This is a genomic window from Caulobacter sp. GW821-FHT12D05 (genome assembly GCF_058807295.1).
This window is the reverse complement of sequence record NZ_JBXAQO010000003.1, coordinates 1061852-1075857: the sequence shown is the minus strand read 5'-3', so window position 1 is coordinate 1075857 and position 14006 is coordinate 1061852. Positions and strand designations below refer to the sequence as shown.

The following is a 14006-nucleotide window of genomic DNA, read 5'->3' as shown; positions in this document are numbered from 1 at the left end:
CGGAGGTCTTCGGCAGAGCCGGCAGCTTCTAAAGAAGTCACCGAAACCAGTCAAGAACTTTTTTCTAAGAAAAGAAGTTCATTTCCTGGGGCGAAATACTTGGAAGCTCTTGCGAACCTCTTCAGTACTTCAGGGAGGGCGGCTTCTACAGAAGCAAAACTCCCGGGTCAACCAACCTTTTCACTTTTGTTTTCTTGGAGGCCGGAGCCACTTCAGAGCGCAAAAGGTGACCGAGGCGCGCCGCTGGGGAGCGCCGTAAGTCAGAAGAGATTCGATTGAGGCTGCGGAACTTAGCGATCCACTTTCAGAAACGCAAGCCCCGAAGGTCTAGGTTTCGTCCGGCGGGCCGTGGCCCCGAAGCGAGGGGCGGCTTCTAGAGGTCGATTTCCCACCCGGCAAGCGGGGAATCGCGATTCCATCCCCAGACGGCCTATTCCCCTGTGCATGAACGCTGTCACGCGGGACTTGCGTCGGGGCCCCGCCTCCCTCAGAAGGCTGAGCACTCTGCAAGCGCGGCCTTCGTGAGCCGCGCTTATATAAGGTAGTCGGCGTCCATGTTGTCTCAGAAGGCGCGTTACGCCCTGCGCGCGATGATCGAACTGGCTCGAGAAGACGGGCAGGTCACGGCCGGTGAGCTGGCCGAACGCGCCGATGCGCCGCGCAAGTTCCTGGAAGCCATTCTCCTGTCCCTCTCGCGCGAGGGCCTGGTGGTCAGCCGGCGCGGCAAGTTCGGCGGCTATGTGCTGGGCCGCCCCTCTGAAGAGATAAGCTTCGCGGAGATCATCCGCCTGGTCGACGGCCCTCTGGCCCTGACCCCGTGCGTCAGCCGCACGGCTTTCCGTCGTTGCGAGGATTGCCGCGACCTGGCGACCTGCGCCCTGCGCGAGGCGTTGCTGCGCGCGCGCGACGCCACCGCCGCGGTGCTGGAAGGCTATAGCGTGGCCGACGCCGCCAAGGGTGTCGGCGCCGAGCTGATCGAGGGGTGATCCCCTCCCCTCTCTCTATATAGAGCGCTCTCTATATAGGAGCGCCCCATAGAGAGTGTGTTCAGCCGGCAGAGATATAGGCCTTGAGGCCATCGGCCTCGGCCTGGGCCTCGCTGATCTTGTACTTCACCAGGTCGCCGATCGAGATGATGCCGGCCAGGCGATCGCCCTTCACCACCGGCAGGTGACGGATGCGGCGGTCGGTCATGCGCTCGAGCAGGGTGTCGATCGACTCGTCCGGCTGGGCGAAGACGACGTTCGAGCTCATGCAGCCGGCGATCGGCTTGGTCAGGGCGCTGGCCCCCTCCTTGGCGATCACCCGAACGATGTCGCGTTCGGAGAGGATGCCAACCACGGCCTCCTTGTCGTCGACCACCACCATGGCCCCGACCCGTCTTGTATGAAGTAACGCCGCCGCGGCGCCGACGGTCTCCTGTGGGGAGGCCGTGAACACGAGATCACCCTTGTCCTTGAGGATCTGAGAAACCAGCACTGCGCTTCTCCCTTATGTTCTTTAGGGAACAAGGGTCTCGCAATAAGCGCGCAGGATCAATGGGGATCAGCGGCTTCTATTTCTTACAGTCGTAAGAAGAGCGACTTACGCTTCAGGTTCAGCTTGCGGACCGGCCCAGCGGGCGAACGGGCCAATCAACAGGACGCCGACCGCGAAGCCGACCAGGTGCGCCTCCCAGGCGACCGCGCCGGCGCCCATGGTAAGCAGGCTGCCGGTGACGGCCATGACCAGGTTCACCACCAGCCAGCCCAGGCCCAGCGAGATGACACGCGGCCCCAGGACCGGTCCGACGCGTCCCTGGTAGTCCATGGTCCGGGCAGCAGCACCCATCAGGCCCGACACCGCGCCCGAGGCGCCGACCACCGCATTCATCGAGTCCGGATGGATCGCCGCGTAACCCACGCCCGACAGCGCGCCGCAGGCCAGGTAGAACAGGCAGAAGATGCCCCCTCCCCGGCCATTTAGTCCCAGTAGGCGCGCGACGGGCGCGCCAAAGGCCAGGGCGAAGGCGGCATTCATGATCGCGTGGAGCCCGCCGCCATGCACGAACATCATGGTGATCGCGCCGGTCCAGCGCCCTTCCCAGAAGTCGTGCGGGATCAGGGCCAGCGACTGGATGGTCGCGTCGTCGGCCTTCAGCAGCAGGATATGCGGGACGATCACGGCCGCCGCAGCCAGCAGCGCCGGCCAGGGCGCATTGAACATCGGCTCGGGACGCGGCTGCGGGTCGCTCATGGCTCTCTATCTAGGGCGTCCCGCGACGATTCGAACCACCCGGCGATCGTGAGCCGGCGCTTAACCATTTTTTCTCGGTCTTGGGGCTATCCCTCACGCTGTATCTTTTTGGCACGAGGGTTGCTTGCCCGTCGGTGTCGACAGTTCGCGGAGCCGCGTATGGCCAGGCATCGGAAAAGCAAGATCAGCATCGCGACGGCCACTGCCGTTGTCGCGCTGAGCGGTTGCGGCGTCGCCGCCGCCCAATCGATGTCGACCAATTCGGCCTCGTTCAACGCCGGCTATGGCCGCAGCTCGGGCCAGGAAAACCGCATGGTCGACTATTCGACCCGCGACGCCAACGGCAACCGGGTGATCGTCGACGGCGTCATGCTGACCGGCTCGGACCAGAGCGTCTATTCGTCGAGCCGCAGCAACGGTTCGCTGGACGCCTATTCGGGCGTCGGCGGCCTGGGCGGCTATGCCGGCTCGACCGCGATCGGCAACAACCTGACGGTCATCACCCAGGGCAACAACAACACGGTCATCGTCAATTCCAGCCAGGTGAACAACGGCAACGTCACCGCCGGCTCGAATGTGGTGAAGGCGGGAACCGCCCAATGAACTTGAAGCGCCCCGTTTCCCTGAAGAAAACAGCCCTTGTGCTGGCCCTGATGGGCGCGACGGCCCTGGCCGGTTGCGGCAGCGTGCCGGTGGCCTCGACGGCCGGCAACTACGCCAAGCCGATCGGCACCGCCCCGGTCACCGCCAACCCGACCGACTATTCGGCGGCCCTGGTCTGCCTGAACCAATATGCCCGCGCCAACCGCGTGGCCGCCCCGCGCGTCGCGATCGGCCGCATCGCCGACTATACCGGCAAGGAAGAGTCCGACGGCTCGGGCCGCAAGGTCACGCAAGGCGCCTCGCTGATGGCCTTCTCGGCCTTCGCCAAGGCCGGCATGCCCATGGTCGAGCGCTTCGACACCTCGGTGTCGGAGTTCGAACTCAAGTACGCCAACAACAAGCTGATCTCGGACCGCCCCAACAGCGCGCCCGACGCGCCGGCGGACTACCGCAAGATCCTGGCCGGCCAGGTGCCGGGCTCGGACTTCTATGTGGTCGGCGGCATCACCGAGCTGAACTACAACATCCGCTCGGCGGGCGTGGACGCCTATGCCGGCGACAAGGCGACCGACGGCCTGAAGGGCAACTTCAAGCGTCGCGTCTTCATCATGAACATCGCCCTGGACCTGCGGCTGGTGAACACCCGCACGCTCGAGGTGGTGGACGTCGTCTCGTATCAGAAGCAGGTGGTCGGCCGCGAAGTCAGCGCCGGCATCTTCGACCTGCTGGGCGGCACGCTCGTTGACCTCTCGGCCGGCCGTGGCGCTCTGGAGCCCATGCAGCTCGCGGTGCGCGCCCTGATCGAACGCGCCACGGTCGAGATGTCGGCCAATCTCTACGGCATGCCCGGCCCGCAAAGCTGCCTGCGCTACGACCCGTTCGGCGACGACACGGTCGGCCAGACGGGCGCCTTCGTGCCGGCCTACGACAATCTGGGAACCAACAATGCGCAAACCCGCGATGACCCGTCTCGCTGGAACGCTCGCCGCGATCCCGATATGCGCGATGCTAAGCGGGGCCGTTACTAGCCCGGCCTACGCCCAGAGCTCGCCCAGCCCGGTTCTCAACAACCAGCTGAACCTGGGCGAGATCTTCTCTGAGCAGACCCTCAACGTCCAGACGGTGACGGACGGCGTGACCGCCAGCACGGTCGCGCAGGGTACGGGCCTTTCCGGCGGCGTGACCAATGCCGACGTGGCGGTCACCTCGAACCAGGAAAACCAGGGCGCCATCTACGCCCACACCATCGTCGACGTCGGCGCCAACGCCGGCGCGGCCAGCGCCGTGCGCAGCACCGCGGCCGGCAATTCCGCATCGCTCTCGGCCTCGAACGGCACGATCTCGGCCTTCGCGGTCCAGGTGAACTCGGGCGAAGTCACCGCGCGCGGCCAGGTCGAGGCGGCCAATGCCGAGGCCAAGGACCTGACGGTCTCGACCCTGGCCATGGGCAACACCGCCGGCGTCAACCTGGACAACGGCTCGGCCGGCCTGCGCATCAGCCAGAACAACAGCGCCAACACGCTCGCCGACGGCGGGGCCATCGTGCAGTACGTCTCGGGAACCAGCGCGGTCACCTCGACCACGACCGGCAACAACATCAATATCCAGGGCGGCAACCAGTCGGCCGCGCGAGCGATCACCGACCAGGCCAACACGGCCGAGGTGACCCAGGCCAGCAAGTTCACCGCCTATGGCAACAGCTACCTGACGGCGACGACCGCCACGGCCACCGGCAACAACCTGTCGGCCACCAACGAAGGCCCGCTGATGGACGTGACGTCCAACCAGTGGAACACCTCGTACGTGCGCGGTCAGGCCGAGGGCACCTCGTACCAGTTCGGCGCGGCCCAGACCCAGGCCTACGCCGCCGGCAACTCGTCGCAGGTCAACAATGTCGGCAGCGAGCTGGTGCTCGACAACCTGCAGACCAACAATGGCGGCGGGGTCGAGGCGACGGCCAGCTTCGAAGGCAACGACGGCTATGACGCGGTGACCACCGCCACGGCCATGGGCAATGCGGTGACGGGCTATGTCTGCGCCAAGTGCAGCGGCCGCATGACCGTGACCAACAATCAGACCAACAGCGCCGACATCGGCGCCAAGTCCAGCACCACGATCACGTCCAGCGGCCGTCAGGTGACCGGCGTGTCCACGGCGATCGGCAACAACGCCAGCTTCAACGTCAGCGCGCCGAACTAGGCGGCGCGGTCGATCGCTCACGATCAGTCGAGGATCTTGGCCTTCTGAAAGGCGAACTCCTCGTCCGTCAGCACGCCCCGGTCACGAAGCGCCGCAAACTTGGCCAGTTCGTCGGCGTCGCTGGCGGCGGCGATCACCACGCCTCCGCTTCGTTCGGCGATGGCGGTCCGGATGGCAGTGGCCAGCCGTTCGAACGCCGGCCGTTGCGCCGGGTTGAACACCACGGTGTTCTCGTCGAGCACGGTGGTGAGGATGCCAGGCGCCGATTCCAGCGTGCCCGTCACGATTAGTTGCAGATGCGCCGCTGTCAGCTGCACCGCGCTGATCGCGCCCAGTGTGATGACCCGCTCGCCCGCGAGACCGGACTTGCCGCCATGGCGCGTAATGCAGAGGTCCTGGCCGTTGAAGGTGATCTTGCCCGTAAGCCCGCGCGCCATCAGCAGGCCACTGGCTTCGTCAGCCCGATCTTCGGCATCCATCCGCACCTTGGCTTGATCGACGATCACAACCCGCGGCCTGGAGCGGTCGAAGCAGGTCCAGATCAGGGCCACGAGCCAGCCGATCAGCGTCCAGCCCAGGAACAGATTGAGGATCGTGATGCCGACTTTCGACCCATGGTTCAGCGCGAAGGCGCAGATCGTCGGCAGCATGTAGATGGCGACGGCGATCAAGACCCCGATGCCGAACCCTATGGAACTGACCATGCCTCGACCCTGAAGACCACGCTCGGGGCAAGTTCTAGGCTTTGGCCGAGGAACACCGCAAGCTGGATCCCAGGTCAGGCGCGCCCCTTCTCTAGCCCCCGGCCTTGGCCTGCGGCAGCGCCGCAAGGTCGGCCTGCACCTTGGCCAGATCCTTGTCAGTGATGGCGCCGCCGAACTTCGGCGCCAGGGTGCGCAGGTTCTCGTGCTTGAACTTCTCGTACATCTGATGGGTCGTCAGGCCCGGGATGTCGGCGTCCAGCGTCGCCTTGGCGGCGGGCGTGGCCACCAGCACCTCGATGGGCGTGTCCAGGCTCAGGGCCGGAGCGGGCGAGGCGGCGGGCGGCGGCGAGGCCGGCGACGACTGCGCGAGGGCCGTGTTCGCCCCGGCAAGAACGACGGTCGCGGCGAGCGCGACGTGACGAAGAGCAGGCATGGCATCTCTCTCAAGAATGCGGATGCCTGATGAAGCCGCAACGACTGCCGGTTCGCCAAGCTGAGCCGGTCTGCTCGGATACGTTGCGCGGTGAGATGCCGTTTTTCTGGGCGGAGAGCGCCCGCTAGTCCGCGTTGACCACATTGTAGCGCTGCATCTCATCTGGCGTCAGGCAGCGCAGGGTCGACTTGTCGGCGCCTTGGAAGGTGTCGGCCTTCTGCTGGTACATCACCTCGGTCAGCAGCTTGCGCGAGACGCCCATGCGGATCAGGAAGTCGTTCTCGTCGGACGCCAGCAGGGCCGAGGCCTGCTCGCGGCGAGCGATGTTGTTCAGGGTCATGGTCGGGTCGCCCCCCTTCCGGGTGACGTCGACAAACGCTTGGTAGTCCACGCTGCTGGTGATCGTGAACATGTGCACGGCGAAGGCCGCGTTGGGATCGATCATGCGGATCGCCCCGCCCATGAAGGCGAAGTTGCAGGCGCTGGCGCAGCCCCAGCCGGACGGCACGCGGGTGGGCACGCCCATGGACCGGATCAGCTTGCCGATCTTCAGCCCCTCGGCCGCGTCGCCGCCGCTGGAGCCGATCCAGATCTCCTCGACCGGCTCGCCGCCCTCCAGGGCCTTTTCAAGCTTGTCGGCGGCGCCGGGGACGATGGCGCCGCTGAACTTGACCACGCGGCGACCACTCACCTTGGCCGACTGCACCTGCACCGGACCCGACAGCGGGCCGAACACCTTCTGGATGCTCGGACAGGTCGGGTTGTCGGCGTCCATCGGCATGGCTTGGGCAGCGCCCGCGCCGAACAGCAGGACGGCGCAGGCAGCCAGGAAGGCGGCGCGCGTCATATCAGCCTTGGGCCAGGGTGAAGCCGGTCGCGCCGGCGGCGCGGCACAGGGTCTTGGTGACCTTGGTTTCTTCGCCGCCGACGATCACGACGTCACGGACAGCGCGGCACAGGCCGCCGTCAGGGCGCTTGGTTTCGCTCAGCACCGACGAGGTGCCGCTGACGTCCGGGCGGCTGGTCGAGGTCCACTTCACGTTCGAGCCGACGCCCTGAGTGATGGCGCTCTGGGTCGCGGTCGCGGCGGCCGTCTGCTCACCCGGGTTCAGCAGGCAGGCGATTTTGTCGGTCAGCAGGGCGCCGATCACCAGGCCCACGACTTCGGCGTTCTTGACGCCAGCCTTCTTGGCGGCGGCGGTGGCGCCCGCGCCAACGGCGGCGCCCATGGCGGCGTTGCCACCACACGGCGCGCCCTTGGCGGCGGCGGTCGAGGCCAGTTGCAGCAGACCTTCCGGCAGGGTCCCGGCATGGGCGCCGGCGGCGGTCAGGCTAACCGTGGCGGTCAGGGTGATCATGGCGGCGCGGAAACGGGACATCTGCAAGGGGCTCCTTAAACTTTGCAAACGATTAATTCGCGTGCGGTGTATTAATCGAACGCCGTCATCTGTCGAGACGTAGACGCGCGATAAGACCCGCCTGCGACAACTTGCCCCGCAGTGACGCTTGGCGCCGCCAAGGCGCACCCGAAAAGGGTTTTCAGGCCTGGACGCTGCCCGTCGCGCCGCCGGCCGAGACCGCCGCCTCGCCCCACAGGGCGATTTTCAGCAGCAGTTCCCGAGGATTGATCGGCTTGCCGACATGGTCGTCCATGCCGCTGGCCCGGTAGAAGGCGACCTGGTCGGGCAGGACATTAGCGGTCAGGGCGATGATCGGCGTCGCGGCCGCGTCTCCCGCCAGGCCGCGAATGGCGCGCGTCGCGGTCAGGCCGTCCATGCGCGGCATCTGCACGTCCATCAGGATCAGGTCATAGCCGCCCGAGGCCGCCGCCTCGACCGCAGCGCAGCCGTCGGCCACGACGTCGACCGCGTGGCCCATGGCGCGGACCAGGGTGCCGATCAGTTCGCGATTGGCCTCGTTGTCGTCGGCGACCAGCAGGTTCAGCGGCCGCATCGTGTCCTGCGCAGCCTCGGTCTCGCGCAGCTGCGGCGCGGCGGCAATGGGCAGGTCCAGCACGCACCAGAAGCGCGCGCCCTGCCCCGCTATGCTGTCGACGCCGATCTCGCCGCCCATCAGCTGGACGATCTCCTTGCTGATCGCCAGGCCGAGCCCAGTGCCGCCGAACTTGCGCGCCACCTCCGGTCCCGCCTGGGCGAAGCGCTCGAAGACCGTCTCCAGCATGGCCGCTGGCACGCCGACACCGGTGTCAGATACGGCCAGTTCAAGGCGGGCCGACCCTGCCGAGGCTCCGACCCGATATTTGGCGCTCAGGGTCACCGAGCCCGCGCCCGTGAACTTGATGGCGTTGCCCAGGAAATTGACCAACACCTGGCGCAGGCGATCGGCGTCGCCCTCCAGCCAGTCGGGACAGGCGGGGTCGACCTGCAGCGCCAGGTCCAGCCCTTTTGCCAGGGCCTGGGCCTCGAAGATGCCGGCCACCTTGTTCAGCAGGGCGCGCAGCTCGAACGGCCGGCTCTCCAGATTGACGCCGCCGGCCTCCAGCTTGGCGAAGTCCAGGACGTCGTTCAGCGTGTCCAGCAGCACCGTGCCGGCGTCGTGGATCCGGCCCAGGCGGCGTTGTTGCTCACCGGTCAGGGGCGAGGCGGCCAGAAGGTCGGTGAAGCCCAGGATGCTGGTCAGCGGCGTGCGCAGCTCGTGGGACATGTTGGCCAGGAAGTCCTGGCGCGCGGCCATGGCCGCCTCGGCCAGCTCGCGGGCGTCGGCCAGAGCGGACTGAGCCTCGACTTCCTCGGTGATGTCGGTCTCGTTGACCAGGACGCACAGCTCGCCGGTCACCGGATCGGGCGTGCGGCGGGCGGCCAGGCCGTGCCAGCGCTCGCCCTGGGCGGTGATCACGCGGTAGGCGCCCTCGACGGCCTCGCCGTCCAGGGCCGAGCTCCACAATGCGCCGCCGGCGTCGCCATTGGCGAAGATCTCGGCGAAGCGGACGCCCGCGCCCGGATAGCTGGCCAGCGAGGCGGGGTTGCCGAAGATGCGGAAGCCGTCGGCGTCGTACAGCGACACCAGGGCGCTGGTGTGCCGCAGGGCCTCGATGGCGCGCTGCTGGTCGGCGTCGATCTCGGCCGTCGCGCCTTCCAGCAGCATGCCGTGGCCGCCGCCTGGCAAGGCGATGCGCGAGATGGTGGTGTTCACCGTCACGGGCGCGCCGTTGGGATAGAAGGTCCAGCGCTCCTCGACGGCCGCCCCGCCCTCGATGCGGGCGGCGATGTCTTCCATGCGGGTGCGCACTGCCGGGGACTGGTCGGAGAAGTCGCGGGCCAAGAGGTCGTCCAGCGTCGCCGCGCCCCACAGGTCCAGCGCCGCGCGGTTGGCGTAGACCTTTCGCTTCCTGACGTCGTCGAACACCCAGATCGGACGGCGCAGTTGATCGAAACCCAGGCCCAGGAGGCCGGGAAGATCAGAAGCAGCAATCTTCTCCGGGTTCAACGTCAAGGCGAATACTTGTGCTCCGTAAGTCCAGGTTCGTAGCAAGGTCAGGCTTGGCGGCCCGTTAACAGGCCAATTTGTCGCATTCGCGGACCGACGTTCCTTGACCTGGATCAACTGCAAACTGGGCCGTGATTTTGGCGTTTCCTCGGCGCAGAGCCTGCTATAGGGCCCTCACCTGCGCGACATTCCGCCGCTCCCAATTTCAAGACCAAGTTCGAAGTCCCCATGGCCTCCCCCACCCGCGCGCCTGTTCTCGCCCTCAAGGATGTCCGTCTCGCCGACGGCGCCAAGCCGTTGTTCGACGGCGTCGACCTGGCCCTGGAGCCGCGCGTGCGCGCCTGCCTGGTCGGCCGCAACGGCGCGGGCAAGTCCACCCTGCTGAAGATCCTGGCCAACCAGGGCATCGAGGCCGACAGCGGCGAGCGCGCCGTGCAGCCGGGCGCCAAGATCATCTTCGTCAGCCAGGAGCCGGACATCACCGGCGAGACCCTGCTGGACTACTGCACCGCCGGCGGCGCCGAGGACTATGAGGCGCAGGCCGCTCTGGCCGACTTCGGCCTGGATCCGGAAAAGAGCACGCAAGGCCTGTCGGGCGGCGAGAAGCGCCGGGCCGCCCTGTCGCGCGCGTTCGCCGAGCAGCCCGACGTGCTGCTGCTGGACGAGCCGACCAACCACTTGGACATCTTCGCGATCCAGACGCTGGAAGAAGAGCTGGCCAACTCCAAGTGCGCCGCCCTGATCGTCAGCCACGATCGCGCCTTCCTGAACCGCGTTACCCAGCGCACCTTCTGGCTGGAGCACCGCAAGGTGCGCCGCCTGGACAAGGGCTTCGGCGAGTTCGAGGTCTGGAGCGAGCAGGTGCTGGCCGCCGAGGCCGACGAGGAGCGCCGCCTCAACAAGGTGCTGGAGCGCGAGAACGCCTGGCTGGCGCGTGGCGTCCAGGGCCGCCGGGCGCGCAACGAAGGCCGCCGCCGCGCCCTGATGGACCTGCGCGCCCAGAAGAAGGACCTGCAGGCCGACAAGCGCGGCTCGATGTACATGGCCGTCGAGAGCGCCGCGACCTCGGGCAAGAAGGTGGTCGAGGCCAAGCACCTGACCAAGAAGTTCGGCGATCGCGTGATCGTCGAGGACTTCTCGACCCGCATCATGCGCGGCGACCGCGTGGCCCTGGTCGGCCCCAACGGCGCGGGCAAGACCACGTTGGTGCGCCTGCTGCTGGGTGAGCTGGAACTGGACGCCGGCACGGTGCAGTTGGGCACCAACCTGGAGGTTTCCTACATCGACCAGGGCCGCATGGCGCTGTCGGACAAGATCACCCTGTGGGACTTCCTGACCCCCGGCGGCGGCGACTCCATCCTGGTGCGCGGCCAGCCCAAGCACGTGGCCGGCTACGCCAAGGACTTCCTGTTTACCGAGGCCCAGCTGCGCCAGCCGGTGACCAGCCTGTCGGGCGGCGAGCGCAACCGCCTGCTCTTGGCCCGCGCGTTGGCCAATCCCACCAACCTGATGGTGCTGGACGAACCGACCAACGACCTGGACATGGACACGCTGGACCTGCTCGAGGACCTGCTGGCCGACTTCGATGGCACGCTGATCCTGGTCAGCCACGACCGTGACTTCATCGACCGCCTGGCCACCTCGACCATCGCCATGAACGGTCATGGCAAGGTGCTGGAGACCCCCGGCGGCTGGACCGACCTGATCGACCAGAGCCCCGACTTCTTCAAGGGCGCCCGCGGCGCGTCCGTCGGCGCGTCGTTCACCCCGGTGGGGCGCGCGACCAAGGCAGCCGTCCCCGCTCCGGCGCCGGTCACGCCGCCCAAGAAGGCCGGCAAGCTGACCTTCAAGGACCAGCGCCGCCTGGAAGAGTGCGAGGCCCTGATCGCCAAGAGCCCGGCGATCATCGCCGCGTTCGAAAAGACCCTGGCCGACCCGAACCTCTACAGTCGCGACCCGGCCGCCTTCGACAAGACCATGAAGGCCCTGGACAAGGCCCGCGCCGACCTGGAGCAGGCCGAGCTGGAATGGCTGGAGCTGGAAGAAAAGAAGGAAGCCCTGGCCAACGGGTGACCCAGTATCGCTCCGCGTGCGTCGCAATGTCGCACACGGACCTGCGATCGCTTGCCTTAACGCCCTGAACGCCTTTGACTCATAGTCTTGGGGCGCTTGGGGCGGGCGGCACATGGCTTTGACGATAGGCGTGGCGCATGTCGCCGACCGGGACGACAGCCGGCAGAACCGCGTTCTGCTGGGCCTGATCCTGGCCTATATCGCCTTGTTCATCTTTAGCGACCACATGACCCGCGACGGCAACGGCATGCCGTCGCTGTGGCCGGTCAACGCCCTGGTCGCCGCCGGCCTGTTGCGCCTCACGCCCGGCCGCCAGGCGATCCTGTGGGCCGCCAGCCTGGTCACCATCATCGTCAACCACCGCCTGGCCGGCGATCCGTGGGCCCTCGTGGGCATCTACGGCGCCGTCGACACCGTCGAGGCGCTGCTGATGGCGACGGTGGCCTACCGCGTCACCCGAGGCCGCGCCGCCCTGCGCAGCGTGCGGCAGGCGCTGACCCTGATCGGGGCCGTACTGCCCATCACCGTCGGCGCGGCCTTTGTCGGCGCGGGCCTCGCCAGCATCGTGCTGAACCTGACCTTCTGGCCGTTCTTCCGAGACTGGGCGGCCTGCACCTCGCTGGGCATGGCCATCGCCCTGCCCGCCACCCTGGTGATCCTGGAGCCCCGCCGCGCCGGCGATCCGCGCCTGCGCCCAAAACACGTCCAGGCCGGCCTCTATCTGCTGGTCGCCGCCTGCACGGTCCTGGCCTTCGCCCGCAACGGTCCGGCGATGCCGTTCCTGATCTTCCCGGCGGCGATGCTGGCGGCGTTCCAGATGGGGCCGCGCGGCGCGGCCTGGAGCGCGGTGATCGCCGTCGCCATCGCGGCGCCGATGAGCCTGCTGGCCGCCAGCGACTTCGTCTTCACGGTCGGCTGGACCCAGCCCGACCGCATTCGCCTGGTCCAGGTCTTCGTCACGGCGATGTTCATGACCTGCCTGGCCTCGGCCCTGTCGCTACACCGCGAGGACCGGCTCAAGATCCTGATGGCCCGCCGCAGCGCCGTCGCCCGCGCCGCTCGCGCCCGCGCCCAGGCCGCCAGCCAGGCCAAGAGCGAGTTCCTGGCCACCATGAGCCACGAGATCCGCACGCCGCTGAACAGCATCCTGGGCTTCTCCGAGCTGCTGCGCGCCACCGAGCCGCTCTCGGCTGAGGGCCGTCGCAAGCTGGACCTGATCGCCGGGGCCGGCGACAGCCTGGTCACCCTGGTCGACGACATTCTGGACTTCTCGCGCCTCGAAGCCGGCCGCATCCAGCTGGACCTGGCCGCCGTCTCGCCCGCCGCCCTGCTGCGCGAGACCGTCGCCATCGTCGCCCCCGACGCCGCCGCCAAGGGTCTTGAGCTGACCGTCCAGGTCGAGACCGACGAGGCGGCGCTGTACGGTCTGGACCGCAGCCGCCTGCGCCAGGTGCTACTGAACCTGTTGAACAACGCCGTGAAGTTCACCCCCGCCGGCGCGGTCACGGCCCGGCTGTCGGCGCCTTCGGAAGGGACCTTGCGCATCGAGGTAACCGACACCGGCATCGGCGTCTCGGCCGAGCAGCAAGCCCGGCTGTTCCAGCGCTTCTCGCAGGCCGACGGCTCGATCCGCCGCACCTTCGGCGGCGTGGGCCTGGGCCTGGCCATCTGCAAGGCGCTGGTCGGACTGATGGACGGCGAGATCGGCCTGCGCAGCGCGCCGGGCCAGGGCTCGACCTTCTGGCTGACCCTTCCGGCCCAGCCCGCTGAGGCGCCCGCCCCGACCGCCAACGACGAGCCGCCTTGCGCCGCCCGCATCCTGCTGGTCGACGACCACCCGATGAACCGCGAGCTGGGCCAGGCCATGCTGGTGCTGGCCGGCTGCGACGTGACCGTGGCCGAGGACGGCGACGAGGCCGTGCGCCTGGCCGGCGAGCAGCGCTTCGACGTGATCCTGATGGACATTCACATGCCGCGCATGGACGGGCTGGCGGCGTCCGAGGCTATCCGCGCCCTGCCCGGCGACCACGGCAAGGCCCCCATCATCGCCGTCACCGCCGACGTCCTGCCCCAGCAGGTCGAGCGCTACCGCCGCGCCGGCATGGTCGACCACATCGCCAAGCCGATCGACCGTGAGACCCTGTACCGCGTGGTCGACCACTGGCTGACCAGAGACCGGGCGGCGGCCTGACCCGCACGCATGCCGGGAGCCCCGCCCTCTTGAATTGTGCCGCCGGCCATGCATTGTCAGCGCGCCTGAACGTCAGTTCGAGAATGCAAGCCTGGGGGAATACAATCGCTTAGGGGTCGGC

At 67.7% G+C, this 14006-nt stretch carries 13 protein-coding genes; 6 read left to right on the top strand and 7 right to left on the bottom strand.

Translation table 11 applies throughout. From position 1 onward, the window contains the following. The first annotated feature begins 554 nt into the window (after positions 1 to 554). Positions 555 to 986 (top strand): RrF2 family transcriptional regulator, encoded by a 432-nt coding sequence (locus AC1RRR_RS17985; protein ID WP_492815231.1) that lies wholly within the window; start codon positions 555 to 557, stop codon positions 984 to 986. A gap of 61 nt (positions 987 to 1047) precedes the next feature. Here AC1RRR_RS17985 and AC1RRR_RS17980 read toward each other — a convergent pair whose 3' ends face one another. Together AC1RRR_RS17980 and AC1RRR_RS17975 are read right to left on the bottom strand one after the other, a co-directional pair. Next, positions 1048 to 1479 (bottom strand): CBS domain-containing protein, encoded by a 432-nt coding sequence (locus AC1RRR_RS17980; RefSeq protein ID WP_492815230.1) that lies wholly within the window; start codon positions 1477 to 1479, stop codon positions 1048 to 1050. A 105-nt stretch (positions 1480 to 1584) separates the two neighbouring features. After that, positions 1585 to 2235: a rhomboid family intramembrane serine protease gene (locus AC1RRR_RS17975; protein ID WP_492815228.1), complete on the bottom strand. Its 651-nt coding sequence runs from the start codon at positions 2233 to 2235 to the stop codon at positions 1585 to 1587. Positions 2236 to 2394: 159 nt separating this feature from the next. On the opposite strand from AC1RRR_RS17975, the gene hfaA reads away from it, so the two are divergent. Genes hfaA through hfaD form a run of 3 tightly spaced genes read left to right on the top strand, consistent with a single transcriptional unit; the run spans position 2395 to position 5037 of the window. Then, the gene (hfaA, locus tag AC1RRR_RS17970; protein ID WP_492815226.1) at positions 2395 to 2838 is read left to right on the top strand and encodes a holdfast anchoring protein HfaA; all 444 of its coding nucleotides are present in this window, start codon (positions 2395 to 2397) and stop codon (positions 2836 to 2838) included. Beyond that, positions 2835 to 3866: a holdfast anchoring protein HfaB gene (gene hfaB / locus AC1RRR_RS17965; protein ID WP_492815224.1), complete on the top strand. Its 1032-nt coding sequence runs from the start codon at positions 2835 to 2837 to the stop codon at positions 3864 to 3866. The genes hfaA and hfaB overlap by 4 nt, the downstream gene beginning before the upstream one ends. Further along, positions 3784 to 5037 carry a holdfast anchor protein HfaD gene (gene hfaD, locus AC1RRR_RS17960; RefSeq protein ID WP_492815222.1) on the top strand — a complete coding sequence of 418 codons (1254 nt, stop codon included), beginning with the start codon at positions 3784 to 3786 and terminating at the stop codon, positions 5035 to 5037. Before hfaB ends, hfaD begins: the two co-directional genes overlap by 83 nt. Positions 5038 to 5060: 23 nt before the next feature. On the opposite strand, the gene AC1RRR_RS17955 is transcribed toward hfaD, so the two are convergent. The 5 genes from AC1RRR_RS17955 to AC1RRR_RS17935 form a co-directional block, all read right to left on the bottom strand. Beyond that, the gene (locus AC1RRR_RS17955) at positions 5061 to 5741 is read right to left on the bottom strand and encodes a superinfection immunity protein (protein WP_492815220.1); all 681 of its coding nucleotides are present in this window, start codon (positions 5739 to 5741) and stop codon (positions 5061 to 5063) included. Positions 5742 to 5832: 91 nt separating this feature from the next. Continuing rightward, positions 5833 to 6174, bottom strand: a complete 342-nt coding sequence (locus AC1RRR_RS17950) for a hypothetical protein (protein ID WP_492815218.1) — start codon at positions 6172 to 6174, stop codon at positions 5833 to 5835. Between the two features lie 124 nt (positions 6175 to 6298). Further along, positions 6299 to 7021, bottom strand: a complete 723-nt coding sequence (locus AC1RRR_RS17945) for a COG3904 family protein (protein ID WP_492815216.1) — start codon at positions 7019 to 7021, stop codon at positions 6299 to 6301. Position 7022: 1 nt separating this feature from the next. Continuing rightward, positions 7023 to 7553 (bottom strand): hypothetical protein, encoded by a 531-nt coding sequence (locus AC1RRR_RS17940; protein WP_492815215.1) that lies wholly within the window; start codon positions 7551 to 7553, stop codon positions 7023 to 7025. A gap of 160 nt (positions 7554 to 7713) precedes the next feature. After that, the gene (locus tag AC1RRR_RS17935; protein ID WP_492815213.1) at positions 7714 to 9627 is read right to left on the bottom strand and encodes an ATP-binding protein; all 1914 of its coding nucleotides are present in this window, start codon (positions 9625 to 9627) and stop codon (positions 7714 to 7716) included. Between the two features lie 222 nt (positions 9628 to 9849). Here AC1RRR_RS17935 and AC1RRR_RS17930 point away from each other — a divergent pair, with 222 nt between their 5' ends. Both AC1RRR_RS17930 and AC1RRR_RS17925 read left to right on the top strand, forming a co-directional pair. Further along, positions 9850 to 11694, top strand: a complete 1845-nt coding sequence (locus AC1RRR_RS17930) for an ABC-F family ATP-binding cassette domain-containing protein (RefSeq protein ID WP_492815211.1) — start codon at positions 9850 to 9852, stop codon at positions 11692 to 11694. Between the two features lie 112 nt (positions 11695 to 11806). Beyond that, entirely contained in the window at positions 11807 to 13885 is a 2079-nt protein-coding gene (locus AC1RRR_RS17925; protein ID WP_492815209.1) for an ATP-binding protein, read from the top strand. Positions 13886 to 14006 lie beyond the last annotated feature (121 nt).